At 53.7% G+C, this 23,907-nt stretch carries 24 protein-coding genes; 9 read left to right on the top strand and 15 right to left on the bottom strand.

Annotated features, from left to right (window positions below):
- Nucleotides 1–9 precede the first annotated feature (9 nt).
- From IM282_RS08120 to rfaQ, 3 genes are read right to left on the bottom strand one after another with little or no spacing between them, the layout of a single operon-like run.
- Entirely contained in the window at nucleotides 10–1,110 is a 1,101-nt protein-coding gene (locus tag IM282_RS08120; RefSeq protein ID WP_046621790.1) for a glycosyltransferase, read from the bottom strand.
- A 2-nt stretch (nucleotides 1,111–1,112) separates the two neighbouring features.
- Nucleotides 1,113–2,240, bottom strand: coding sequence for a glycosyltransferase family 4 protein (locus tag IM282_RS08115; RefSeq protein ID WP_023299023.1), 1,128 nt, complete (start codon nucleotides 2,238–2,240; stop codon nucleotides 1,113–1,115).
- A complete protein-coding gene (rfaQ, locus tag IM282_RS08110) occupies nucleotides 2,237–3,307 on the bottom strand; it encodes a putative lipopolysaccharide heptosyltransferase III (protein ID WP_192970303.1) in 1,071 nt (356 codons plus the stop codon). The genes IM282_RS08115 and rfaQ overlap by 4 nt, the downstream gene beginning before the upstream one ends.
- Before the next feature lie 150 nt (nucleotides 3,308–3,457).
- On the opposite strand from rfaQ, the gene IM282_RS08105 reads away from it, so the two are divergent.
- The gene (locus IM282_RS08105; RefSeq protein ID WP_023299025.1) at nucleotides 3,458–4,411 is read left to right on the top strand and encodes a polysaccharide deacetylase family protein; all 954 of its coding nucleotides are present in this window, start codon (nucleotides 3,458–3,460) and stop codon (nucleotides 4,409–4,411) included.
- Nucleotides 4,412–4,437: 26 nt separating this feature from the next.
- Here the strand turns inward: IM282_RS08105 and IM282_RS08100 are convergent, their stop codons facing one another.
- From IM282_RS08100 to rfaD, 6 genes are all read right to left on the bottom strand, one after another.
- Nucleotides 4,438–5,649, bottom strand: a complete 1,212-nt coding sequence (locus tag IM282_RS08100; protein WP_192970302.1) for an O-antigen ligase — start codon at nucleotides 5,647–5,649, stop codon at nucleotides 4,438–4,440.
- Complete coding sequence (locus IM282_RS08095; protein ID WP_192970301.1) at nucleotides 5,637–6,536, bottom strand: glycosyltransferase family 2 protein; 900 nt, start codon at nucleotides 6,534–6,536, stop codon at nucleotides 5,637–5,639. Before IM282_RS08095 ends, IM282_RS08100 begins: the two co-directional genes overlap by 13 nt.
- Nucleotides 6,537–6,541: 5 nt before the next feature.
- Nucleotides 6,542–7,651, bottom strand: coding sequence for a glycosyltransferase family 9 protein (locus tag IM282_RS08090; RefSeq protein ID WP_045308210.1), 1,110 nt, complete (start codon nucleotides 7,649–7,651; stop codon nucleotides 6,542–6,544).
- A gap of 3 nt (nucleotides 7,652–7,654) precedes the next feature.
- The gene (rfaC, locus tag IM282_RS08085) at nucleotides 7,655–8,638 is read right to left on the bottom strand and encodes a lipopolysaccharide heptosyltransferase RfaC (protein ID WP_032626573.1); all 984 of its coding nucleotides are present in this window, start codon (nucleotides 8,636–8,638) and stop codon (nucleotides 7,655–7,657) included.
- Nucleotides 8,639–8,641: 3 nt separating this feature from the next.
- Nucleotides 8,642–9,688, bottom strand: coding sequence for an ADP-heptose--LPS heptosyltransferase RfaF (gene rfaF, locus IM282_RS08080; protein WP_023305214.1), 1,047 nt, complete (start codon nucleotides 9,686–9,688; stop codon nucleotides 8,642–8,644).
- Nucleotides 9,689–9,767: 79 nt separating this feature from the next.
- Complete coding sequence (gene rfaD / locus IM282_RS08075; protein ID WP_022646634.1) at nucleotides 9,768–10,748, bottom strand: ADP-glyceromanno-heptose 6-epimerase; 981 nt, start codon at nucleotides 10,746–10,748, stop codon at nucleotides 9,768–9,770.
- A gap of 215 nt (nucleotides 10,749–10,963) precedes the next feature.
- Between rfaD and kbl the strand changes: the two genes are divergently transcribed.
- Nucleotides 10,964–12,160, top strand: a complete 1,197-nt coding sequence (gene kbl, locus IM282_RS08070) for a glycine C-acetyltransferase (RefSeq protein ID WP_015570030.1) — start codon at nucleotides 10,964–10,966, stop codon at nucleotides 12,158–12,160.
- 9 nt (nucleotides 12,161–12,169) lie between these two features.
- A complete protein-coding gene (tdh, locus tag IM282_RS08065) occupies nucleotides 12,170–13,198 on the top strand; it encodes an L-threonine 3-dehydrogenase (RefSeq protein ID WP_017383610.1) in 1,029 nt (342 codons plus the stop codon).
- A gap of 26 nt (nucleotides 13,199–13,224) precedes the next feature.
- Here the strand turns inward: tdh and IM282_RS08060 are convergent, their stop codons facing one another.
- On the bottom strand, nucleotides 13,225–14,139 hold the full coding sequence (locus IM282_RS08060; protein ID WP_023305215.1) for a hypothetical protein: 915 nt from the start codon (nucleotides 14,137–14,139) through the stop codon (nucleotides 13,225–13,227).
- A gap of 15 nt (nucleotides 14,140–14,154) precedes the next feature.
- On the bottom strand, nucleotides 14,155–15,360 hold the full coding sequence (locus IM282_RS08055; RefSeq protein ID WP_022646636.1) for a glycosyltransferase: 1,206 nt from the start codon (nucleotides 15,358–15,360) through the stop codon (nucleotides 14,155–14,157).
- A gap of 206 nt (nucleotides 15,361–15,566) precedes the next feature.
- On the opposite strand from IM282_RS08055, the gene IM282_RS08050 reads away from it, so the two are divergent.
- Nucleotides 15,567–16,367 (top strand): glycosyltransferase family 2 protein, encoded by an 801-nt coding sequence (locus tag IM282_RS08050; protein ID WP_063146890.1) that lies wholly within the window; start codon nucleotides 15,567–15,569, stop codon nucleotides 16,365–16,367.
- 11 nt (nucleotides 16,368–16,378) lie between these two features.
- On the opposite strand, the gene IM282_RS08045 is transcribed toward IM282_RS08050, so the two are convergent.
- From IM282_RS08045 to gpmM, 3 genes are read right to left on the bottom strand one after another with little or no spacing between them, the layout of a single operon-like run.
- Entirely contained in the window at nucleotides 16,379–17,311 is a 933-nt protein-coding gene (locus tag IM282_RS08045; RefSeq protein WP_032622054.1) for a divergent polysaccharide deacetylase family protein, read from the bottom strand.
- 3 nt (nucleotides 17,312–17,314) lie between these two features.
- On the bottom strand, nucleotides 17,315–18,574 hold the full coding sequence (envC, locus tag IM282_RS08040; RefSeq protein ID WP_230259580.1) for a murein hydrolase activator EnvC: 1,260 nt from the start codon (nucleotides 18,572–18,574) through the stop codon (nucleotides 17,315–17,317).
- A 33-nt stretch (nucleotides 18,575–18,607) separates the two neighbouring features.
- Nucleotides 18,608–20,152 carry a 2,3-bisphosphoglycerate-independent phosphoglycerate mutase gene (gene gpmM / locus IM282_RS08035; RefSeq protein ID WP_192970300.1) on the bottom strand — a complete coding sequence of 515 codons (1,545 nt, stop codon included), beginning with the start codon at nucleotides 20,150–20,152 and terminating at the stop codon, nucleotides 18,608–18,610.
- Between the two features lie 248 nt (nucleotides 20,153–20,400).
- Between gpmM and IM282_RS08030 the strand changes: the two genes are divergently transcribed.
- From IM282_RS08030 to cysE, 5 genes are all read left to right on the top strand, one after another.
- Nucleotides 20,401–20,832: a rhodanese-like domain-containing protein gene (locus tag IM282_RS08030; RefSeq protein WP_003860840.1), complete on the top strand. Its 432-nt coding sequence runs from the start codon at nucleotides 20,401–20,403 to the stop codon at nucleotides 20,830–20,832.
- An 11-nt stretch (nucleotides 20,833–20,843) separates the two neighbouring features.
- Nucleotides 20,844–21,095 carry a glutaredoxin 3 gene (grxC, locus tag IM282_RS08025; RefSeq protein WP_003860837.1) on the top strand — a complete coding sequence of 84 codons (252 nt, stop codon included), beginning with the start codon at nucleotides 20,844–20,846 and terminating at the stop codon, nucleotides 21,093–21,095.
- Nucleotides 21,096–21,126: 31 nt separating this feature from the next.
- On the top strand, nucleotides 21,127–21,594 hold the full coding sequence (gene secB / locus IM282_RS08020) for a protein-export chaperone SecB (protein WP_003860835.1): 468 nt from the start codon (nucleotides 21,127–21,129) through the stop codon (nucleotides 21,592–21,594).
- Nucleotides 21,594–22,613, top strand: coding sequence for an NAD(P)H-dependent glycerol-3-phosphate dehydrogenase (gpsA, locus tag IM282_RS08015; protein ID WP_006812398.1), 1,020 nt, complete (start codon nucleotides 21,594–21,596; stop codon nucleotides 22,611–22,613). Before secB ends, gpsA begins: the two co-directional genes overlap by 1 nt.
- Nucleotides 22,614–22,688: 75 nt before the next feature.
- Nucleotides 22,689–23,510, top strand: coding sequence for a serine O-acetyltransferase (cysE, locus tag IM282_RS08010; RefSeq protein ID WP_022646641.1), 822 nt, complete (start codon nucleotides 22,689–22,691; stop codon nucleotides 23,508–23,510).
- A gap of 54 nt (nucleotides 23,511–23,564) precedes the next feature.
- Here the strand turns inward: cysE and ppiC are convergent, their stop codons facing one another.
- Nucleotides 23,565–23,846 carry a peptidylprolyl isomerase PpiC gene (ppiC, locus tag IM282_RS08005; protein ID WP_006812396.1) on the bottom strand — a complete coding sequence of 94 codons (282 nt, stop codon included), beginning with the start codon at nucleotides 23,844–23,846 and terminating at the stop codon, nucleotides 23,565–23,567.
- Between the last annotated feature and the right edge of the window lie 61 nt (nucleotides 23,847–23,907).

Genomic DNA, 23,907 nt, shown 5'->3' with positions numbered 1-23,907 from the left:
GAAACCTGATTATTTTTGGTTGTCGACCAAAGCAATGTATTGCTGGCAAATGGCGTTGATACCGAACGATGCGATCGTTTCGCGATCAACAACCGGCGGAGAGGCATACAGTTCTGCCAGTGTTTTCGCCAGTGATTCGTCGGTTAACGCGGTCAGACCGCGCGCCAGAGGGCCAGTAAGGATCTCAGCAGGGCCGCCAGGGCAGTTTGTACTCACCGGTGGGGTCTGACAGATAATGGACTCTACCAGTACATTACCAAAACCTTCGCAGTCGGAACTTAACACTAAAAGGCGTGCACCTTTGATCCACGGGTAGGGGTTGGTTTCAAACGGGCGGAAGACGATCTTGTTTTCAATTCCCAGCTTAGCGGCAAGCTGTTTGAGCTGGTTAATTTTCACGTCAGAGCCTTTGCCCATCAACACCAGCGATGCGTCAATCTTGCTCATCGCAAACGCCCGCAGCAGCCGGTCGTGACGTTTGTGCTCATGAAAACGGCCAACGTGGATAATGTAATTCTGCCCCTGCATCTCAAAGGGCGCTTCCGCCAGACGCTGAATTTCAGGGATATCAAACGGGTTATGGATAACCGCTTTGCGCCGCAGGGGGATCGCGAGTACTTCAGACAGATCGTGCAGCACGGCGCCGGATACCGCCACCACGTTGCGGTTTTCATAGGTATGACGAATTTTATAATGCTTAAACCAGCGAGAAAGCCCGCTGCGATGGCGCAAATAGGAGAAGGAGAACATCCCATGTACGCAGAACCAGACCTTATCGCGATCCAGCACGCGGCTGTGCGCCACGATACGGTCGGTTTTATGCAGATGCGAGAAGACGACGTCAAATTTACCGCTGCGTTCTGCCTGCTCAATGGCGCGATCCAGCAAACGGGCGCGACGCGGGATCTCGGTCAGCTTCCGCCAGGGTTTTTTACAGGTATCCTGCACGACCTGAAAATCGATGCCTTCCGGAATGGCGTAGTCGCACACCTTCCGTAAGGAGAAAAGGGTGACCTGATGCCCCAGTTCTGTCAGTCCGCTGGAGAGGGTGAGAACCGTTTTTTCGGCTCCTCCACCGGGTAAACCATCAATAATCATTAGGATGCGCATTATTAATCCAGTAATTTTTGATAAAGCGAAATAAGCTGACTTGATAGTTTTTCAGGGGTTGCTTCTCTGACGCGTTCACGCGCCGCAAGCCCCATATTGTTATTTTTTTCCAGTGAAGGGATGGACATGACGGCCTCCTTCAATGTGTGGATATCAAGTGCATCACAGTAAAACCCGTTCTGGCCTTGCTCAATAAATTCTGAACCACCGCAACTCTCTGACGTAATGACGGGCAATCCACAGGCCATTGCTTCAAGTATGACGTTAGGGAAAGGATCATACAGCGTCGGCAGCAGTAAACCATCAGAAAGCTGATAAAATGGCAGCGTCTCTTTTTGCATCCCCAGGAAACGGATTTGCCCCTCACAGCCTAATGAACGGGCGAGGTCGCGATAACGGCTTTCCGCTTTATCCTGACCGACCACAACCAGCCACGCCGATGTTCCTGCTATAGCCTGAATAGCGCTTGCCAGCCCCTTGCGTTCAAACCCTGAACCCACGAAGCAGAAAATGACGGCATCAGCGGGTAAGCCAAATTGCTTACGCAGTACAGCGCGCTGCCTCTCTTCTGCCGGAACGAAGCGGCGGGAATCTATTGAATTATAAATCACATGTATCTTTTTTGCGTCAATATCAAAGTCTTCGACGATTTCGCGCTTGATCATCTCCGCATTACAGATAACGGCTTTCAACTCGGGAGCCTGGTACATTTCACGTTCGGCGTTCATCACGTAGCGGTGATAGCGATCGTGCATGAGCAGCTTCGCGCGCCAGGCGGGAAGAATACGCGTACGCTGTAGCAGCCAGCGTCGATGTACACCATCTCCGGCGCGGTAAATATCGCAGCCCGGAATACGTTCGTGGCTCTGTACAATATCAAACTGCTGTTGCTGCCACAGCGCGCGCGCGGCGTGTGCAAAGCCGCGTTCACGGCTGATGCGGCCCCACTTTCGTGGATCGCAGATATGAATATGCCAGTCGTCCTGCTTTTCGCCCTGCCACTCGCGGGTGATGACGTTGAGCTCAAGATTTTGATTGCTCAGCGCGGTGAGTGCCCTGGAGACAAAACGTTCTGCTCCCCCATCCGGCCGATATTTTTGGCGCACAATGGCCAGACGATGAAGCTTCATTGCAGGTATCTCCTTGCGGCGGAGACGACAGCATCAACGGGGATGGCGTCGAGATAACGTTCCGTCGTTTTTGTATCAATGGCGTCAGGGTTGGGAAGCGGGCCGTAGTTACCAGCCCAGATGACCTCGCCGTTAACCTGCCATGGCGACCAGAACGTCAATTTTGACGGGCCAAACAGCGCCACGCAGGGCGTCTGAAGGGCGGCGGCCATGTGCATGGGGACGGAGTCAACGCCAATGAACAGGGCTGCGTGATCGATAAGCGAGGCCAGCTGGCGCAGGGTTAACTGCCCTGCCAGCGATACAACACCCGTCTGCGGGGAGGCGGCAAGAATGCGGTCAATCATCGCCAGCTCTTTCTTATCCGGTCCCGCCGTAAGGACGATAGTGTGGCCGTCCTGCTGCAACGCGGCGATAGTTTGCGCCATTTTGCCTTCGTCCCAGCACTTAAAGAACCAGCGTGAAGTGGGTTGAATAACGATATAGCGTTCCCCCACGCCCTTTTGTGTCAGCTTGTGATGTGCATGGTGCCAGTCATCCGCGCTGTAAGCCATGGTGACGGCGGGTCTGGCGGCAACGGGTAATGGTTTCAGTATGGACAGGTTTTGTTCAACGGTGTGCAGGTTCTGATGGCTGGCGACCGAGACCAGTTCACTGTGACAAAAACGCCAGAAGGCATTATTGCGCTTGTTAAAAGCGAACCCGAGCCGAACCGGTGCGCCGGTGAAGCGGGTAACCAGCGCGCTGCGCCACTGATCGGCAAGATTGATCACCAGATGATAATGCTGAGCGCGTAAAGCACGAAGCAACTGCCACTCTTTTTGCAGGTGCTTCAGCGTCCCCAACTGCTTCCATTTACGATCGATACCATAGAGCGTACCGATTGCCGGATGCGCGGCGAGCATGTCTCGCGTCTCTTCATAGAGAAGCACGTCGATTTGGGCTTCAGGCCATTTCTGGCGCAATGAATTGATGACGGGGGTGGTGAGTAACATGTCACCATGATGGCGAAGTTTAATCAGTAAAATGCGCAAATCAGGCGTGTCAGGTAAGTTATTCATCATCATCTTATCGGCGTTGTACTGTTGGCAATTCTAATAGACCTGGTAACGACTTGCACTCTTTCTCCATAATGTCAGGAATTTCCCTGGAAGGGTTTACTCCAGCTTTCGGGCGTGCGTAACATAGCGCTAACTATTTTGTCTTACGGACTCATTATGAAAAAACCAGCGTTTATCATCACGATCGATACCGAAGGGGATAATCTCTGGCAGAACCACCGGGTCATCAAAACGGAAAACGCGCGCTACCTGGCGCGGTTTCAGACGCTTTGCGAGCGTTTCGGCTTTAAGCCTGTCTGGCTCACCAACTACGAGATGGCCGTCGAACCGGTGTTCATTGAGTTCGCGAAAGAGGTCATAGCCCGGGGGCAGGGCGAGGTAGGAATGCATCTCCATGCCTGGAACAGCCCTCCGGAGCACGATCTGACCGGTGATGACTGGCGCTGGCAGCCTTATCTGATTGAGTTTTCAGACGAGGTCATGCGTGAGAAAGTGCTGTTCATGACCCGCTTACTGGAAGAGACTTTCCAGACAAAAATGCTCAGCCATCGCGCCGGGCGCTGGGCATTCGACAGCCGTTACGCCCGGTTACTGATTGAGCTGGGGTATCAGGTAGATTGTTCCGTTACGCCGCGCGTGAACTGGCGCAACGCGAAAGGTGCCCCGCAGGGTAATGGCGGAACGAATTACCAGCATTTTCCCGATCGCGCCTACTTTTTGGACGTAGACGACATTTCCCGGCCGGGAAACAGCCTTCTCCTCGAAGTGCCAATGAGCATCCAGTATAAACACCCGGCATGGCTGAATTCCCTGAAGCAGGGTTACGATCGTCTGCGCGGTAAATACCGTTCTCCGTCAGTTAACTGGTTACGCCCGGCCGGCGGTAACGCGGAGGAGATGATTAAGGTGGCGCAGCAGTGCCTGTCTCAGGGAAATGACTACGTAGAGTTCATGCTGCATTCGTCGGAATTTATGCCTGGCGGGAGCCCTACTTTTAAAGACGAGGCCGCGATTGAGGGGCTTTATCAGGATCTGGAGCAGCTCTTTACCTGGTTATCAGATAAGACCGTGGGGATGACGCTGGCGGAGTTTTACCAGTACAAAAAATAGTTATGCCCGCCAGGCGGGCATATTTGCTATTGCTGCTTTGTTTGGGTGAAAGGTGTACTTAATGCAAACAAAACCATAAAGAAGATTAAGGCTTCTGAACTGAGCAGTATGACATCCGTCAGACCATACAAAAGCAAAAGTAGCATCGAGGTTAGCAGCAGTGCGTTTCTGTTTCGTAGGGCATACACAATCATCGAAACGAAGAAAAAGAGCATAACCGCCACGCCGGGGATCCCCTGCAATGAATATTTCTCTATAAATTCATTATGCAGGTGGACTTTGATGTACACGAGCGCGGTAGCAAGATGTGGATGACCGTCTTTTATATACTGCCGTGTCCACGTTTCACGCTCTTCAAGTGATTGCCCCAACGGATGTGCAAGACCATTCTCGATCCCGACAGTCCACATCGAAAAACGTGCGCCCAGTGACGTGCGGTCATAGCCTTGCTGATATTTCTCAACTTCAATTTGGGTTTGCGTTATTTTCGGTGCAATCAACGGCTTGTAGCTTACGACGACAATGCCGGCCACAATGCATAAAAAGATGAGAGTGGATTTGAGATGAATTTTTCTGAAATGATATAGCGTGAGCACTATCGCCAGAAGCAGATATAAACCCATCGCAGCACGGGTACCCGTCAACAGTATGACGAAGTAAGAGATTAATATAGTGAAACCCGCGACAACATACAGCTTCACGTTCTGCTGAAGGTAAAGACTGTATACGAAAGCCAGTGACAGGACAGAATAAACATAGGCTGAAACGGTGGCACGGTTAATTGCCATCTCAACGCGAGTCATACCTTGCGAGGCCTGCCACAAGCCATATCCTGTGGCGAGCACAAACCCTAAGGCCGCTGCGTAGAAGAAAAATTTCCTGAAGTTGTCTTTATCAATGTAAAACTTAAAGCGGTCAATATAGAAAATCAGGATACTCGCTAAAATTAACTTTTTGCTGGCGCCTAGATAGTCGCTGTAAAGATTGAGTCCCTCGTTATGATACTCATAGACTAAGTACCAGCCGAGGTTAAGTAACCCAATCAGCAAAATGGGCAGCGCTATAGTAAAAGGTCGAAGAGTGATTTTTTTATATTCGAAAGCCAGGCCAATAATACTGACGTAAATAGCAATATAGAAAAACTCTCTTTGCTTCCCTGAACTGACTAATGCCAGCATCAAAGAGATGAGGCTCAAAGCAATCGTCAGTTGATATAGCCGTGGTTTTATTTTTTCCATAACGCCTCAATAACCCTTTTTTTGTAGCTAAAACGAACATCGGTGGACAGGAAAAAAGACAATGTGTACATGGCCTTTACGCGTTGTTTCACGAGTTGCAATTGTTGGTCTGTAAGACAGGACCGATGGTTGCTGTAAATATCAAACCAGTGGCAATTGACAAGATGCCTGTAGCTTGAAGGAAATGTTCTTTCCATCTGTAACGTGCATTCGACAAGCGTTGAAATTTTGCTGGCGTCCAGACTGCTCGACAAACTGTCGCGACGCTTGACGTAATAATAATGCCCCTGGCGTTGATAGACTATTTTGCTCGACTGCATCAACATCCCGGGGAAGACAGCGAAATCCTCATAACATAACATTGGAGGAATAGGGTTGCTTTCGTACAGGCTACGATGAATAAACTGGCCAATGAGATGCGCCTGAAAGTCTTTATGGCGTAAGAAACGAGCGACTGCTTCATTTTGTGACAATGGCACAGGATTGAATCCCTGCCAGTCTGAAGTCATTTTCCGGGGATCGCGAATCTCAAGCAAACGTGTCAGTAACATATCCGGACGTTGCGCTTTCAGAAAGGTAATTGCGTCCCTGAGGCTGCCCGGCTTTAAGCAATCGTCACTGTCGAGCATCGTAATATATTCACCGGATGCCAGTGCGACAGCACTGTTTCGTACCCGGCCGACGTTACGAAAGTTCACGGTGCGCGTTATGATCTGAGGAAATTTAGGTGACCACTCTTCAATTATTGCCTGCGTGGTATCCTCAGAACTGTCATTAAAAATAATAATTTCAGTGTCTTGAACGGTGGCTGCCAGCAGGCTTGAAAGCGTGGCATGCAGCGTAGCTTCAGCGTTATGAGCAGCAATAATGACGCTTAAAAAAGCCATAAAAATTAGTTTCCTTGAGCGTCGGTAGCGCTAGCCAGTGAGCGGGCTTTGGGTAATGTACGGATAAACTGCTGAAGATCGTGTAACGCGGAGTCAGTGACAGAGAATAGTGCTTCCCGTTCTTGCGGGAAGTAATAGCGCGTTTCAAACACATAAGAACAAATGTTGTCGTCATTCCCGATCAGCAACACATTGCCAAGCGGACGTTGTTCATAGTGACAACACGGACCAAACAGCAGGACTACCGGAACGCCAACGGCGTCTGCGATATACACATTCCCCGAGTCAGACGCGATATAACAGTCCATCTTAGAAATGGCCCAGGGAAGCTCTTCCAGCGAAATTTTGCCAATAAGATTGATAAAATTAGGGATTTCACCGTAAAGGCGGGTGATATCGTCCATCCACGACTGTTCATTTGGCGCGCCGAAGACATAAAACTCGCAGGGTAAATCAGCGAGTTGATCAACAATCCGCTTCCAGATAACCGGAGGGACGGTTTTGGCTTTATTGCCCGCCGCAATACTGATGCCGATGCGGATAACGTCAGGTTTATCAAGAATGGCCGGCCAGGTCGTCGGTTTAAAGAGCGGCTTTGTGGCGTGCTTGGGAGAGTCTTGCCATGTGAGTGCGCGGTCGGCCAGTTTCAGGTAGTTCGTCACCGAAAGCGTTTTTTTGCCATGCTCAACGGTACCGTCAGCCGCAAGATAGAAAATCCCGTGATACCACCTGCGCGTGTAAATGGTTAAAAATTGTTTGTTTTTAGCATTGCAGACGGCGGCAAAAAAGAGGTTCACGCTGTTGGGTTGTAGCAGGTAGACGTTGTCGTAGCGGTTCATGATCCTGCACGCGAAGCACAGTTTACGCCACAGGTTGCGCTTATGCTGCTCAATAAAATAGATCTGCTCGATAGTCTCATCATGCTTCGCCAGCGCACCAACGCTGCGACTGACCAACACATCGCTTTTTTGCAGATATGCCAGTAGAGGTGTCGCATTAATAAAGTCACCGATTTTGGCTGTCTGAATGACAAGGTTTTTGCCCGTGTCTTTTCGAAACAGCTTCCGGAGGAGTTTCACCGGAAAGAGTAAAATCAGCAGAAATACATAACTCATGGGTTAAATATCCCTGTTGGAAAGCCGATGGCTGCCCTGTAAAAATGAAAAAATAGCATCTGCGCTAATATCCTTCGTTTGTTGCGTAGGGCTGACCATCTGATGCTGGTTTTTACCGTAACCCCCGATCAACCCCGGATCGGTCGGGCCGAAAATCGTGATATTAGGACGATCCAGTGCGGCGGTTAAATGGCTTAACCCTGTATCCACAGAAACGACGGCGTTAGCGCCCGCCAGCTGTGCGGCAACCTGCGCCAGCGTGAGTTTGGGTAACACCTCAACGTGGGAAAAGCCTGCTGCCAGACGTTCCGCACGCTGCCGCTCATGTTCTGCACCCCACGGGAGTTTAATATGGATACCGCAAGGTTGCATTAGTTCAATCAGCCTTCTCCAGTGCGTTTCCGGCCAGTGCTTATCGTCGCGCGTTGTGGCATGCAGGAACACCAGATACGGTTCAGCATGCTCCTCCGTCTCGCGCAAAAAATGCTGTGCAATAGCGTAGTCACCCTGGGCTTCAGGTTTTGCATAGCCCAGGCTTTTCGCGAACAGCTCGCGGGTACGTTCCACGGCGTGCTGCTGCTTCGCAATATGGTGGCGACGATTATAGAACAGGCTCGCCAGCGGTTCGCGGGCGGTTTGCCAGTCCATGCCGTGCTTTACGCCGTGCGCCAGACGCGTGACCAGCGCGGCGCTTTTCACCAGGCCCTGAGCGTCAATGATCGCGTCGTAACGCCGGGCCTGCACCGCTTCGCGGAAGGCTTTACGTTCGGCTTTAATCGGTGCGGAGAACCATGCTTTGCGCCAGCGGCGAATGGCCACCGGGATCACGCGGTCAACCGCTTCGTGCCAGGTGGGGATCTGCGCGAAGCCTTCTTCCACCACCCAGTCAAAACGAATGCCGGGAATGGCCCGCATCGCGTCCGTCAGTGACGGCAGCGTATGCAGCACATCGCCCATCGAAGAGGTTTTAACGATCAATACCCGCATTCGTTATCCTTCTTCGCTCAACAGAAGTTCGTTGAGCTCTTCGAGAACGCGCTGCGGCGTAATGTCGATCAGGCTCTGATGGTAGCCTTCTGCGGCATCACCTTTACGTACCTTGTGGTAGCCGGTGATCAGGCGAATTACGCGCGCTTTGTGCGACAGCGGCGGCGTGAAGTCCGGGCTGCTCGGGCCATACAGCGCCACCAGCGGACGATCCAGCGCGGCGGCGACGTGCATCAGGCCAGAGTCGTTGCTGACAACGGCTTTACAGGCGGCAATCAAAATAACCGCCTGCTCGAGCTGCGTTTCCCCGGCCAGGTTTCGGCACCAGGCCTGTTGCTCGGTGCTGAGCGTGGCGAGAATTTCATTGCCCGCCTCGTGATCTTTCGCCGAGCCAAACAGCACAATTTGATAGCCTTCGTCGATCAGCTGTTTCGCCAGCTCTGCGTAGTGATAGTGCGGCCAGCGTTTTGCCGGACCAAACTCCGCGCCGGGGCAGAAGCCAATCATCGGGCGTTCGGACGAAATGCCAAACGCGTTGCAGGTGTGGGATTTCTCCCCGTCGCTTACCTGGAGCTGCGGCCACAGTAGCGGCTGCGGCAGATCTTTCGCGCTGCGCATCACGCCTTTGTCGTAGGCCAGCGCCACGTAGCGTTCTACCATCAGCGGCCAGGCCTCTTTATCCAGCACCCGGGCGTCGTTAAGCAGGCCGTAGCGCATTTCACCGCGCCACCCGGTACGGTGCGGGATGCCCGCAAAGAAGGGCACAAGAGCGGATTTGAAGGAGTTTGGCAGGACATATGCGCGATCATAGCGTTTCTCGCGCAGGCTATGGCCGAGTTTGCGGCGTTCACCGATTTCCAGCGCCCCGTGGCCGAGCGGCATCGGGATTGCCTCGTTCACTTCCGGCATACGCGATAACAGCGGACGGCACCATGCGGGTGCCATCACGTCGATTATCGCCTGGGGATAACGCGCCTTGAGCGTGCGATAGAGACTTTGCGACATCATCATGTCGCCCACCCAGGACGGGCCGATCACCAGTATTTTCATTCACTTCATCCTTCAAGCTGTCTCTGCGTTGGCTGCCTGCGTTCACTTCAGTCACTTACTTTTGTAAGCTCCCGGAGATTCACTTCGTTGCCGCCTTGATACCGCTCGAATGATTTTGTGAATTTATATCGCGGTCACGGTTCAGCCAGGCCATATATTCCGTTACGCCTTCGGCAACGGTCTTGAACGGCTTGTCGTAGCCTGCGGCGCGCAGGTTAGTCAGGTCCGCCTGGGTGAATGCCTGGTAGCGGCCTTTCAGCTTATCCGGGAACGGAATGTACTCGATGCTGCCTTTCTTATGGTAAGCCAGCGTCGCGTCTGCCACCGCCTGGAAGGATTCCGCGCGGCCTGTGCCCAGGTTGAAAATGCCGGACACGCCGTTTTCCAGGAACCACAGGTTCACTGCCGCCACGTCGCCTACGTAGACGAAGTCACGCTTAAAGCCGTCGCTGCCTTCGAACAGTTTCGGACTTTCGCCGTTATTTAACTGGGTGTTCAGGTGGAACGCCACGCTCGCCATGCTGCCTTTGTGGCCTTCGCGCGGTCCGTAGACGTTGAAGTAGCGGAAGCCGACAATCTGAGAGTTTGCTTCTGGGAGGATCTGACGCACGTACTCATCAAACAGGAATTTGGAGTAACCGTAAACGTTCAGCGGCTGCTCATACTCGCGGGATTCGATGAAGTCTGAAGTGCGCCCACCGTAGGTTGCCGCGGAAGAGGCGTACAGGAATGGAATTTCACGCTCCAGGCAGTAGTGCAGGATCTCTTTGGAGTACTGATAGTTGTTGTCCATCATGTACTTGCCGTCCCACTCGGTGGTGGAGGAACAGGCCCCTTCGTGGAAGATGGCTTCGATCTCGCCGAACTCTTCACCCGCCATAATCTGGATAAGAAAGTCTTCTTTATCCATGTAGTCAGCGATGTTCAGATCCACCAGGTTTACGAACTTGGTGCCGTCTTTCAGGTTGTCCACCACCAGGATGTCGGTGATGCCTTTGTCATTGAGGGCCTTAACAATATTGCTGCCGATAAAGCCCGCGCCGCCGGTAACGATGATCATAACTGTAACCTTTGAAGTGTGGAGTCCGGGGAACATCCCGAACGCTAATCTCTTTATCATATCATCACAATGCCCGGTCTTCAGCCATTCACCGATATGCAGCAGGGGTACACGTGATTTATGCTGCAAAAACGAGAAGAGATACGGCGTCATCTCGTCATGAACTATTGGTTTGGGTAATATGTGCCAAAATTTGCCGAGTCTGGAGAATTGCAATGCGTGGTGATTTTTACAAACAGTTAAACAGCGACCTCGACACCGCACGTGCGGAAGGGTTGTTCAAAGAAGAGCGTATTATCACGTCTGCCCAGCAGGCGGACATCACCGTTGCCGACGGCAGCCATGTGATCAACTTTTGCGCGAACAACTATTTAGGTCTTGCGAATCACCCTGAGCTGATTGCCGCGGCGAAAAACGGCATGGATACCCACGGCTTCGGCATGGCCTCCGTTCGCTTTATCTGCGGTACCCAGGACAGCCACAAGCAGCTTGAGCAAAAGCTGGCGAACTTCCTCGGAATGGAAGACGCGATTCTGTACTCCTCCTGCTTCGACGCCAACGGCGGTCTGTTTGAGACCCTGCTCGGTGCAGAAGACGCGATTATCTCCGACGCCCTGAACCACGCCTCCATCATCGACGGTGTACGCCTGTGCAAAGCGAAGCGTTTCCGCTACGCCAACAACGACATGGTTGAGCTGGAAGCCCGCCTGAAAGAGGCCCGTGAAGCCGGTGCCCGCCACGTGCTGATCGCCACCGACGGCGTGTTCTCCATGGACGGCGTGATCGCCAACCTGAAAGGCGTGTGCGATCTGGCGGATAAATACGACGCGCTGGTGATGGTGGATGACTCTCACGCGGTTGGCTTTGTCGGCGAAAATGGCCGCGGCTCCCACGAATACTGCGACGTAATGGGCCGCGTAGATATCATCACCGGTACGCTGGGCAAAGCGCTTGGTGGCGCGTCTGGCGGCTACACTGCTGCGCGCAAAGAGGTGGTTGAGTGGCTGCGTCAGCGCTCCCGCCCGTACCTGTTCTCCAACTCCCTGGCGCCGGCGATTGTGGCCGCCTCTATTAAAGTGCTGGAGATGGTGGAATCCGGGGCTGAGCTGCGCGACCGCCTGTGGGCTAACGCCCGCCTGTTCCGTGAAAAAATGAGCGCCGCAGGATTCACCCTGGCCGGCGCTGACCATGCGATCATTCCGGTGATGCTGGGCGACGCGGTTGTCGCGCAGAAATTTGCTCGTGAGCTTCAGAAAGAAGGGATTTACGTGACCGGGTTCTTCTTCCCGGTGGTACCAAAAGGTCAGGCGCGTATCCGCACCCAGATGTCTGCGGCGCACTCGCCTGAACAAATTGAACGTGCGGTGGAAGCCTTTACCCGCATCGGCAAACAGCTGGGCGTAATTGCCTGAGGACGTGTGATGAAAGCGTTATCCAAACTGAAAGCGGAAGAAGGGATTTGGATGACCGACGTGCCGGAGCCGGAAGTCGGTCATAACGATCTGCTGATCAAAATTCGTAAAACCGCCATCTGCGGTACTGACGTTCACATCTACAACTGGGACCAGTGGTCGCAAAAAACCATTCCCGTGCCAATGGTTGTCGGCCACGAATATGTCGGCGAAGTGGTCGGCATTGGCCAGGAAGTGAAAGGCTTCAACATTGGCGACCGCGTCTCCGGTGAAGGCCACATTACCTGCGGTCACTGCCGCAACTGTCGCGGTGGGCGTACGCACCTGTGCCGCAACACCGTCGGCGTGGGCGTGAACCGTCCGGGCTGCTTCGCGGAATACCTGGTGATCCCGGCGTTTAACGCGTTCAAAATCCCGGACAATATCTCTGACGACCTGGCCTCCATCTTCGACCCGTTCGGCAACGCGGTACACACGGCGCTCTCCTTTGACCTGGTGGGTGAAGACGTGCTGGTCTCCGGCGCGGGCCCAATCGGCATTATGGCGGCAGCCGTGGCGAAGCATGTGGGTGCGCGCAACGTGGTGATCACCGACGTGAACGAATACCGCCTGTCGCTGGCGCGCAAAATGGGCGTCACCCGCGCGGTGGATGTCTCGAAAGAGAGCCTGACAGACGTGATGGAAGAGCTGGGCATGACCGAAGGTTTTGACGTGGGTCTGGAGATGTCCGGTGCGCCACCGGCGTTCCGCACCATGCTCGACACCATGAACCACGGAGGCCGTATCGCGATGCTGGGTATTCCGCCGTCAGATATGTCCATCGACTGGAACAAAGTCATCTTCAAGGGGCTGTTCATTAAGGGCATTTATGGCCGCGAGATGTTCGAAACCTGGTACAAGATGGCTGCGCTGATCCAGTCCGGTCTGGATCTGTCCCCGATTATCACTCACCGTTTCTCCATCGATGAGTTCCAGCAGGGCTTCGACGCAATGCGTTCCGGCCAGTCAGGGAAAGTGATCCTGAGCTGGGATAAGTAATCAAAAAGGGGCCTGAGGCCCCTTTTTTACTGATTCTTTTTCTCTTCGTCCGTCAGGTAACGCACCTTGCGGGTGTAATCCTGACCTTTGAACAGCAGCTTATTATCCGGTGATTCCAGATACTTCTGCCATTCGGAAAGCGGGAAACCGCCGTGCGCGCCAATCACCTCTTTCGGCACAACGGCTTCCTGTCCGCCGATCTTCTTGGAGACCGGCCAGTTCATCCAGTCGCCCAGGTTAACCGTTTTGACATCCAGCATGTCCAGCAGCGCAGCGAGCGGCAGCTGATCGGTCGGCGGCTGCGTATCGTCCATCAGCTCCCAGGTATCCTGGAACAGCGTCAGCCACAGCGGGCAGATACGGCGCCAGGTCTTTTTGGTGGCGGCAAGAAACGCGCCGTTAACATGATCGACCAGATACGGGCGCACCGTTTCTTTGTAATACGCCGGCACTTTCTCCGCTGGCGCGCCGTCCAGCTTGGCAATCATTTTGCCCTGACGGAAGCTGGAGTAGATGTGCATATCCGCCATGTTGATCTCTGGCATTTTAAGCAGGTTGAGATCGGAGTCGATCATCAGCACACCTTCACCGCGCGCCTGCAACGGAGCGTTAAGCTTCACCAGACGACTGAGGTAGATCTGCTTATAGCGGTAACCTTCTTCACGTTTTGGAAGCGTGAGGGTAACAACGCGGGTTTTTGGCGGCAGTTCGCCGAAAGCGGATTCAGGCTGATCGCTGACGATAACAATCTCGCTGACGTCAGAGGCATAACGCTCTGCAAAGGTCGCTGACAATAACGCCTCTTCGACGAAATCCGCGCCCGTACACGGGATCACAATGGAATCAACCGCAACGAGATCGCGCGTGACCGGAAGGGAAGCGTAAGGAATGTTATGACGCCCGGTAATGTGGCGGTAGCGAGCATTCAGGAATTTAAACATGTTCTTCTCGTTTGGTTATTGCGCGCCAAGAACGGCCTCGACACCGTTAACATAGCTTTCAATGGCATACATGTTGCAGACATTCTGGTGCGCGGCTGCGGCGAGCCGGGCGCGCAGAGCAGGATCCTGCCAGATATTATCCAGATGTTGAGCAAGTTGCGACACGTCGCTCCAGGGGAACAGCAGCCCGGTCGACTCATGGTCGATCAATTCTGCCGTGCCGGTCACTTTTGAACCAATCACGGGGATGTTGAGCAGCATTGCTTCCAGCACGACGCGGGGCAAGCCTTCGCTCTGCGAGGCCAGAATGAACGCGTCAAAAGTGGCGAGATAGTCAAAAGGCGTGTTCTGGAAACCGGTAAAAATGACGTGCTCAGCAATACCTGATGCATCAGCTTGTGCAGCCAGCGCGCCGCGTTCAGCCCCTTCACCGACCAGCACCATTTTCCATTTTGCCTGCGGGTGTCTCTGGCTGAACTGTGCCAGCGCCTCCAGCGTGTGGTGGTTGGCCTTACGAGGGATTAACGAGCCAATGCTGCCGAATACAAACGTATCGTCTTCAATATTCAGGCGCTGGCGCATCGCGCATCGGTCCGGCAAAGGCTGATGGATGTCGATGGCATTGTTGACCGTGGTACACAGCTCTGGCCGGACGCCATGCTGAAGTAGCACGCGTTCAACGCCGTGCGAGACGGCAATGATTTTTGTGGCATGGGCATTCACCAGCTTCACCAGCGGCGGGGTCAGCACTGGTTCAATCCGGCAGTGCTGGATTATCCGTGCACGCAGGTTTGCGCCCGCCAGATACCCTTCTTCATTAGAGCCTGGCTGGTTGTTCATATACAGCGTATCGAATCCACCTTCCCTGAAAATGGTCTCGATCTTGCTGACGTTGGGCCGGATACGCCACAGGGTATCAATATGCCGCGTAAATGCTTTGCGCGCCGAACGCGAGAAAAACAGCAGACCACGTCCCGCTTCTTTCAGGAGTTTTGCCCATGCCGGTTGCTTACGTTGAGGGATAACGAGTAATGGGATCCCAATGCTGTTGAGCACCTGGCCTATCGTTTGACCTTCAGCACGACTATAATCACTGTAAAAACAACAGGTAATGTCGAATTTGTCGCGGTTGATTCGCTTCAGAAGCTCAAGCATACTGTTGGTACCTCCCCCCCATTCTTTGCCTGTGTCCAGGAGGAGGATTTTACGTTTTTGCGGCATGTCTGAATCCGTATGCTACCCTTCATCTGACCGCATTATAAAGAATTTACTGAAATAAAATAGATTTTTTGTATTTCTTTGTCTTTTTATAAGGAAAGGTTTTAAACGCGCTTATTTTAAAAGTGCGATTTAAGACTTTAATCGCCTCTTCTCAATTCGATAGTATTAGCGCAAAAATTTTATGTTGTTTTTGAGAGAGTGAGAATATGTTTAAAATAACGGTTTGCTTATTAACGTTTAACTCCGAAAGAACGTTGCACGATGTTATTCCTCCTCTTTTAAAAATAGCAGATGAATTCGTTGTAGTTGATTCCGGCAGTACAGACGCAACGATATATATTTGCCAGAGTTATGGATTGTCGCCCATATTCAAAAAATATAGCTGGCACGGCGAGCAGATGAACCATGCCATATCCCATGCGCACAACGACTGGGTGCTGTGCATGGACAGTGACGAAATACTCGATCAAGAAACCGTTGGTGCTATTTTAAAATTAAAAATGGGCGATGAACCCGAACCGGATATGGCGTGGCGGATATGTCGTCACTGGTTTGTTCTGGGAGAAAATGTCCGAACGATTTATCCAGTCTCATCTCCGGATTATCCGGTGCGTCTTTTTAACCGTACGCAGTCGCGATTTAATAACCGGCCAGTAGACGATCAGGTTGAAGGTTTTCTCCGTTCTGAACGTATTCCTGGCTATGTCAGACATGATACGTTTTATTCACTGCATGAACTTTTCAATAAATTAAACGGATATACCACTCGCCTGGTTCAATATCAGACGATACGTCCCTCTCTTGGTCGCGGCGCGATCAGCGCTATCGGCGCATTTTTCAAATGGTATCTGTTTAGCGGTGCGTGGCGTAAGGGCAAAGTGGGTGTGGTGACAGGGTTTTATGCCACGGCGTACAGTTTTTTGAAGTATTTCAAGGCCTGGTATCAGGATCGGGAAAAGAAAGAGTCCGTTGCAAAAGAGCAGTCGGACTCTTATCTGGCAGAATAGGCGTTAGCCGATCAGGCTTTTTTTCCCCAACCCTGCCACTGTTGCTGGACGTATTTAACCAGCGTACTGCTGCTGATGCTTTCGCCAATCACCGTGAAGAAGCGGGTTGCATAGACCGGTTCAGGCGGCTGTTTCAGCGTGCAGTTCTTCACGCCGCGGAATGGATTACGCGGCTGCGTTGCGGGTGGTTGCGCGCTACCCGGACGGGAAGTATCCACCTGAGGTTCATTGAGCAGATCGCTCGGACGCACCAGCGTGATATCGGCGGGTAAGCCCGGCAACATTTGCTGCAAAACGCGAACGGTAGACGGATGCGGATGCCCAATGGCAATCGCCGAACCGTTACGGCGCGCCAGCTGTACCGCGCGGTTGAACTGCACGCGGATATCCGCTTCGTTCTGGGAGTCGTCCAGGAAGACTTTGCGCTTGATGACTTTTACACCCGTCCCCTGAGCGGCACGCATCGCCTGGCTATTGCCGATGGTCATGCTGTCGAGGAAGTAGAGATTGTAACGCTCCAGCGCCTGCATCACTTTCAGCATACCGTACAGGCTGGAGGTCATCGCGCTGCCCATATGGTTATTCAAACCCACGGCATACGGCACTTTATTGTACGCATCGCGGATGATGCGATCGATCTCGTCGCTGCTCATGTCCGGACGCAGGGTATCTTTTTCCAGCGGCTGCTTGCTGAGAGGGGCCATCGGCAGATGGATGAGGACCTGATGGCCGCCATTGTGCGCTTTGGTCGCCATTTCATGCGCGTGAGGCGCATTAGGCAGGACGGCGACAGAGATGGCTGACGGCATCGCCAGCACCTGATTTTCATAGTGTGGTCGATAACCGAAGTCATCAATCACAATCGCGAGTTTGCCTGCATAAACCGGTGCAGCCAGCGCCAGTGCGCTGACGACGGAAAAAACAATTCGACGAAATTGAAGCAAAACTTATCTTCCCAACCACGGCTGTGGATTGACCGCCTGACCCTGACGACGAATTTCGAAATAGAGTGACGGGCGGCCCTGACCGCCACTGCTGCCCACAAGGGCAATGGGTTGACCCGCGCGCACCTGAGTGCCAACGCTGACCAGCGCGCTCTGATTGTAGCCGTAAAGACTCATGTCGCCTTTACCGTGCTCGACCACCACCACGAGCCCGTAACCCTGTAGCCAGTCGGCCAGGATCACGCGGCCATCGGCGATGGCTTTCACTTCGCTACCTTCAGACGCACCGATAACGATCCCCTTCCAACGTAGCTCACCCTGCAACTGTTCGCCATAGCGATGCAGGATCGTACCGCGAACGGGCCAGTAAGCCTGACCACGCGGGGAGCCGAGGCCGCCGGTACGCGACATCAGGGAACGTTCATTTTCAGTCGGTTTGTAGGTGGTGCCTTTCCGGGAGGCTTCCTGCTGCTTATTACGCACCGCCTGCGCTTCGCGCGCTTCTTTTTCGGCGCGCGCTTTGGCCGCGGCTTCTGCCCGGGCAATGCTGTTACGCAGTCTGGATTCGTTGGCGCGCATTTCGCTCAGCTGGCTTTGTCCTGCCTGGATAGAGGACTCCAGCCCGGCGAGCGTCTTCTTACGCTCATTGCGCGCCTGCTCAAGCTTCTCCTGCTGCGCCTGCTGATCGTAGAGCAGCGTTTGCTGCTGGCTCTGCTTCTCTTCCAGCTCGGCTTTTTGCGTGGTGACTTCTTCGCGCGTCTGTTTCAACTGCGCAATGGTCTCCTGACGAGCCTGGTTGAGATAGCCGAAATAGGCCTGTAAACGCTGACCGCGCTGGCTCTCTTCACCGCTGAGGATCAACTGAAGGCCTGTGTGCTCACCCTGGCGGAAAGCGGCGTCAAGCTGTGCAGCAAGGTTGCGCTCCTGGGCATCGCGCTGACGCTCCAGTTTCGCAATCGACGCGTTCATTTCATCGATTTGCTTATTAAGCTGGGCAAGGGTGTTTTGTGTTTCACGCAGCTTACGCGCGGCGGCGGAAATAGCCTCTTCCTGCTTTTTAAGCTGGGCAAGCAGGGCAGAGCGCTGCTGCTGCTGCTGGCGTACCACACGCTCTTTGGCGGCGATATCGGCCTGAATGGATTTGAGCTGGTCGCGGTCATCCGCGTGGGCAGATGCGGCGCACAGCAATACGCCAGCGCTGAGTGCGCTGGCGCAAAGCAGAGGTCTGACTGATAACCGAAACGGCTTCACGACCCATGTGATTGAAAAAATCGCCTTTCCCCTCATGGGGAGCGATTATTCCACGATGAACAGCGGCTTGCCAGTCATCTCTTCAGGGATTTCCATACCCATCAGCGACAACATGGTTGGCGCCATGTCGGAAAGCTTGCCGCCTTCCACTGCTTTCACTGACTTATCACCTACATAAATCAGTGGAACAGGCAGGTTGGTATGGGCAGTATGCGCCTGACCGGTTGCCGGGTCACGCATCTGTTCTGCGTTACCGTGGTCAGCGGTGATCAGCAGCTGGCCGCCCACGGATTCAACCGCTTTCGCGACCTGCTCAACGCAGTGGTCCAGCGCTTCAACCGCTTTAACGGCAGCTTCCATCACGCCGGTGTGGCCCACCATGTCGCCATTCGGATAGTTACAGATGATGGTGTCGTATTTACCGCTTTCGATCGCGGCCACCAGTTTTTCGGTCAGCTCCGCAGAGCTCATTTCTGGCTGGAGATCGTAAGTGGCGACTTTCGGCGAGTTAATCAGGATGCGGTCTTCGCCTTTAAACGGCTCTTCTACGCCGCCGTTAAAGAAGAAGGTCACGTGCGCATACTTCTCAGTTTCGGAGATGCGCAGCTGCGTTTTATCGTTTTTCGCCATCCACTCGCCGAAGGTATTTTCCAGGGAAGCGGGTGGATACGCGCATGGGGCTTTGATATCCGCTGCATACTCGGTCAACTGGATGAAATCGATCTTCGCCACTTTCTTACGGGCGAAACCGTCGAAATCGCTGTTGACGAAGGCGCGGGTGATTTCGCGCGCGCGGTCAGCACGGAAGTTCATGAAGATCAGCGCATCGCCATCTTCCATAGCGGCATCGGCCTGGCCTTCAGCGCGGATCACGGTTGCCTTCACAAATTCGTCGTTTTCATCACGCGCGTAAGCCGCTTCCAGGCCTTCAACGGCGGTCGGGAACTGGAACTCGCCTTTTGCCAGGGTCAGCAGATCATAGGCTTGCTCAACGCGGTCCCAGCGGTTGTCGCGGTCCATGGCATAGTAACGGCCAACGATGGATGCCACGCGGCCTTTGCCCAGTGCGGCAAATTTATCTTCAAAGGCTTTCAGAGAACCTTTTGCGCTGCGTGGCGGCGTATCGCGACCATCCAGGAAGGCGTGCAGATAGATTTTTTCCGCACCGCGCTCAGCGGCCAGCTCTACCATCGCCATGATGTGATCTTCGTGGCTGTGAACGCCGCCCGCAGAGAGCAGGCCCATAATATGAACGGCCTTGCCTGCGGCAACGGCTTTATCAACTGCTCCGGTGAGCGTTGGGTTGGCAAAGAATGTACGTTCTTTGATTTCAACGTCCAGGCGCGTCAGGTCCTGATAAACGATACGGCCTGCGCCCAGGTTAACGTGACCCACTTCAGAGTTGCCCATCTGACGATCCGGCAGGCCGACTTCCAGACCAGACGCATCAATCAGGGTGTGGGGACGTTTTGCCCATAGCGCATCCATAACCGGGGTTTTGGCGTTGAAAATGGCGTTATCCTGTTGATCTTCACGGTAGCCATAGCCATCCAGAATCACCAGTACCATAGGTTTTTTAGAAACCGACATTGCGACAACCTCATGCTCAAGAGACAAAAAATTTGCGTAATTTTACTACAGCTGAATCGATAAAATAGCCGCAGAAGATCAAAGAAAGCGCGGGGGCAAGGCTGTTCTCAGGCCATTTTGAGGCTTTTTTTACGTGGCATGCCGCAGAAAATAGATTAGCTTTATGTCGCTGGCTGTATTTGCCACAGCGCACAGGTATACTCCTGTCCTGGTTTTTTTAATCACTTAGTCGGGAGTTGTTACCCCCCATGCAAGAAATTATGCAATTCGTTAGCCGCCACCCGGTTCTGAGCATCGCGTGGATTGGCCTGCTGGTCGCTGTACTGTTCACCACATTTAAGGGACTGACGTCTAAAATTAAGGTGATCACCCGCGGTGAAGCGACACGTCTGATCAACAAAGAGGACGCCGTGGTTGTCGATCTGCGTCAGCGCGACGATTTCCGCAAGGGCCATATTGCAGGTGCTATCAACCTGCTGCCAGCGGAAATTAAAGCGAACAACATTGGTGAGCTGGAGAAGCATAAAGCCCAGCCGATTATTGTTGTTGACGGCACTGGCATGCAGGCGCAGGAATCTGCCAACGCACTGCATAAAGCAGGCTTTGAAAACGTAACGGTGCTGAAAGAAGGCATCTCCGGCTGGAGCGGGGAAAATCTTCCTTTAGTACGCGGTAAATAAGGAGTTAAGTGATGGCCAATATTGAGATCTACACCAAAGCAACGTGCCCGTTCTGCCACCGAGCGAAAGCGCTGCTGTCCAGCAAAGGCGTAACGTTTAAGGAACTGCCGATTGATGGTGACGCGATTAAACGCGAAGAGATGATCCAACGCAGTGGTCGCACAACGGTTCCACAGATTTTTATTGATGCGCAGCACATTGGCGGCTGTGATGACTTGTATGCGCTCGACGCCCGCGGTGGACTCGATCCGCTGCTGAGCTAGAGACTTTAGGACAATTAAAAAGGGTTTTTCCATGTCAGAACAAAACAACACCGAGATGACTTTCCAGATCCAGCGCATCTACACCAAGGATGTCTCTTTCGAAGCGCCAAATGCGCCGCACGTTTTCCAGAAAGACTGGCAGCCAGAGGTTAAACTTGATCTGGATACCGCATCCACCCAGCTGGCGGATGACGTGTATGAAGTCGTACTGCGTGTCACCGTGACCGCCTCCCTGGGCGAAGAAACTGCATTCCTGTGCGAAGTCCAGCAGGGCGGTATCTTCTCTATCGGCGGCATCGAAGGTAACCAGATGGCGCATTGCCTGGGTGCATACTGCCCGAACATCCTGTTCCCGTATGCGCGTGAATGCATCACCAGCCTGGTTTCTCGCGGTACATTCCCGCAACTGAACCTTGCGCCAGTCAACTTTGATGCGCTGTTTATGAACTATCTACAGCAGCAGGCAGGCGAAGGTGCCGAACAACATCAGGATGCCTGATGAGCACTGTTAATGCGTCAATGACTGTGATCGGTGCCGGCTCTTACGGCACCGCTCTTGCCATCACACTGGCAAGAAATGGTCACGACGTGGTCCTGTGGGGCCACGATCCAAAACATATCGCGACGTTGCAACACGACCGCTGCAACGTGGCGTTTCTCCCGGACGTTCCGTTCCCTGACTCACTGTATCTGGAAAGCGACCTCGCGACCGCGCTGGCGGCCAGCCGCAATATTTTGATTGTGGTGCCAAGCCATGTGTTTGGCGAAGTCCTGCGTCAGATTAAGCCGCTGATGCGTGCGGATGCGCGTATTGTGTGGGCGACGAAAGGGCTGGAAGCGGAAACCGGACGTCTGTTGCAGGACGTTGCCCGCGAAGCGCTGGGAACAGCGATCCCGCTGGCGGTGATCTCCGGGCCGACATTCGCCAAAGAGCTGGCTGCGGGCTTGCCGACGGCGATCTCGCTGGCGTCCACCGACCAGGCATTTTCCGACGATCTTCAGCAACTGCTGCACTGCGGCAAAAGCTTCCGCGTGTACAGCAACCCTGATTTTATCGGCGTACAGCTGGGCGGTGCGGTGAAGAACGTCATTGCCATCGGGGCCGGGATGTCTGACGGCATCGGCTTCGGCGCGAATGCGCGTACTGCGCTGATCACCCGTGGCCTGACCGAAATGTCACGCCTGGGCGAAGCGCTGGGCGCCGATCCGGCCACCTTTATGGGAATGGCTGGGCTGGGCGATCTGGTGTTGACCTGCACCGACAACCAGTCGCGTAACCGCCGCTTTGGCATGATGCTCGGACAGGGTAGCGATGTCAAAAGCGCGCAGGAGAAGATTGGTCAGGTGGTTGAAGGCTATCGCAATACCAAAGAAGTTCGCGAATTGGCGCATCGTTTCGGTGTCGAAATGCCAATAACCGAGGAAATTTATCAGGTATTGTATTGCGGAAAAAATGCGCGCGAGGCAGCATTGACCTTATTAGGTCGTGCGCGCAAGGACGAGCGCAGCAGCAATTAGCCGGGAAGTATCGTCACCTGAATGACCCAGCCAGCGCAGAACTGGCTGGTCATTAACTATCGTCTGGAGCAAGCAATGCCGTGTGAAGAACTGGATATCGTCTGGAATAATATTAAAGCCGAAGCCCGAGCGTTGGCCGACTGTGAGCCCATGCTGGCCAGTTTTTATCACGCGACGCTACTCAAGCACGAAAATCTCGGCAGCGCCCTGAGCTACATGCTCGCCAATAAACTGGCTTCCCCTATCATGCCTGCTATCGCTATTCGCGAGGTGGTGGAAGAGGCCTACGCTGCCGATCCGGAAATGATTGCTTCTGCCGCCTGCGATATTCAGGCCGTGCGCACGCGTGACCCGGCGGTGGATAAATACTCCACGCCGCTGCTGTATCTCAAAGGCTTCCACGCCTTACAGGCGTACCGCATCGGCCACTGGTTATGGAATGAGGGACGCCGCGCGCTGGCCATCTTCCTGCAAAACCAGGTTTCCGTGACCTTCCAGGTCGATATTCACCCGGCGGCGAAAATTGGCCGCGGGATCATGCTCGATCACGCCACCGGCATTGTTGTCGGTGAAACGGCGGTGATCGAAGATGACGTGTCGATTCTGCAATCCGTTACGCTGGGCGGTACAGGTAAAACCAGCGGCGATCGCCATCCGAAAATTCGTGAAGGGGTGATGATTGGCGCGGGTGCTAAAATCCTTGGCAATATTGAAGTCGGACGCGGCGCAAAGATTGGCGCGGGATCGGTTGTGCTCCAGCCTGTACCGCCGCACACCACCGCCGCTGGCGTCCCGGCGCGCATCGTCGGTAAGCCAGACAGCGATAAACCGTCGATGGATATGGATCAGCACTTTAACGGTATTCACCACACCTTCGAATACGGCGACGGTATCTGAACGCTGGAACACTCAAATAAAAAAGCCCGGTGAGTTAATGCACCGGGCTTTTGATTAGTTGCGGTATAACACTTTGATAATGTGATAGCCGAACTGCGTATGCAGTGGGCCGGTTGGCTCCAGCACCGGGCAGGAGAAGACCACTTTATCAAACGCCGGAACCATCTGGCCCTGGCGGAACTCGCCTAAGTCACCACCGCGTTTGCCTGACGGGCAAATCGAGTGTTTCTTCGCCAGTTTGCCGAAGTCGGCGCCGTTTTTAATCTGTTCGAGCAGATCCTGTGCCAGTTTTTCTTCTTTAACAAGGATATGCAGTGCTGCTGCTGTTTTTGCCATGATCGTGCCTTGAGTCAACGAGTTTACGATCGGTATACTACCACGCGTTTTTCCTCCTCTC

This window comes from Enterobacter cloacae complex sp. P29RS, from assembly GCF_014893445.1.
GTDB lineage: Bacteria > Pseudomonadota > Gammaproteobacteria > Enterobacterales > Enterobacteriaceae > Enterobacter > Enterobacter intestinihominis.
Note: the sequence above shows the minus strand (reverse complement) of the source record. Positions and strands in the feature narration are given on the sequence as shown.

Coding starts and splice junctions, on each gene's coding strand:
- rfaQ (WP_192970303.1), bottom strand. CDS start 3,307: ATGATGATGAATAACTTACCTGACACGCCTGATTTGCGCATTTTACTG.
- grxC (WP_003860837.1), top strand. CDS start 20,844: ATGGCCAATATTGAGATCTACACCAAAGCAACGTGCCCGTTCTGCCAC.
- gpsA (WP_006812398.1), top strand. CDS start 21,594: ATGAGCACTGTTAATGCGTCAATGACTGTGATCGGTGCCGGCTCTTAC.
- IM282_RS08060 (WP_023305215.1), bottom strand. CDS start 14,139: ATGTTTAAATTCCTGAATGCTCGCTACCGCCACATTACCGGGCGTCAT.
- IM282_RS08115 (WP_023299023.1), bottom strand. CDS start 2,240: ATGAAGCTTCATCGTCTGGCCATTGTGCGCCAAAAATATCGGCCGGAT.
- IM282_RS08090 (WP_045308210.1), bottom strand. CDS start 7,651: ATGAGTTATGTATTTCTGCTGATTTTACTCTTTCCGGTGAAACTCCTC.
- secB (WP_003860835.1), top strand. CDS start 21,127: ATGTCAGAACAAAACAACACCGAGATGACTTTCCAGATCCAGCGCATC.
- gpmM (WP_192970300.1), bottom strand. CDS start 20,152: ATGTCGGTTTCTAAAAAACCTATGGTACTGGTGATTCTGGATGGCTAT.
- rfaD (WP_022646634.1), bottom strand. CDS start 10,748: ATGATCATCGTTACCGGCGGCGCGGGCTTTATCGGCAGCAATATTGTT.
- IM282_RS08105 (WP_023299025.1), top strand. CDS start 3,458: ATGAAAAAACCAGCGTTTATCATCACGATCGATACCGAAGGGGATAAT.
- kbl (WP_015570030.1), top strand. CDS start 10,964: ATGCGTGGTGATTTTTACAAACAGTTAAACAGCGACCTCGACACCGCA.
- IM282_RS08095 (WP_192970301.1), bottom strand. CDS start 6,536: ATGGCTTTTTTAAGCGTCATTATTGCTGCTCATAACGCTGAAGCTACG.
- IM282_RS08055 (WP_022646636.1), bottom strand. CDS start 15,360: ATGCCGCAAAAACGTAAAATCCTCCTCCTGGACACAGGCAAAGAATGG.
- rfaC (WP_032626573.1), bottom strand. CDS start 8,638: ATGCGGGTATTGATCGTTAAAACCTCTTCGATGGGCGATGTGCTGCAT.
- rfaF (WP_023305214.1), bottom strand. CDS start 9,688: ATGAAAATACTGGTGATCGGCCCGTCCTGGGTGGGCGACATGATGATG.
- IM282_RS08050 (WP_063146890.1), top strand. CDS start 15,567: ATGTTTAAAATAACGGTTTGCTTATTAACGTTTAACTCCGAAAGAACG.
- IM282_RS08100 (WP_192970302.1), bottom strand. CDS start 5,649: ATGGAAAAAATAAAACCACGGCTATATCAACTGACGATTGCTTTGAGC.
- ppiC (WP_006812396.1), bottom strand. CDS start 23,846: ATGGCAAAAACAGCAGCAGCACTGCATATCCTTGTTAAAGAAGAAAAA.
- tdh (WP_017383610.1), top strand. CDS start 12,170: ATGAAAGCGTTATCCAAACTGAAAGCGGAAGAAGGGATTTGGATGACC.
- IM282_RS08030 (WP_003860840.1), top strand. CDS start 20,401: ATGCAAGAAATTATGCAATTCGTTAGCCGCCACCCGGTTCTGAGCATC.
- cysE (WP_022646641.1), top strand. CDS start 22,689: ATGCCGTGTGAAGAACTGGATATCGTCTGGAATAATATTAAAGCCGAA.
- IM282_RS08120 (WP_046621790.1), bottom strand. CDS start 1,110: ATGCGCATCCTAATGATTATTGATGGTTTACCCGGTGGAGGAGCCGAA.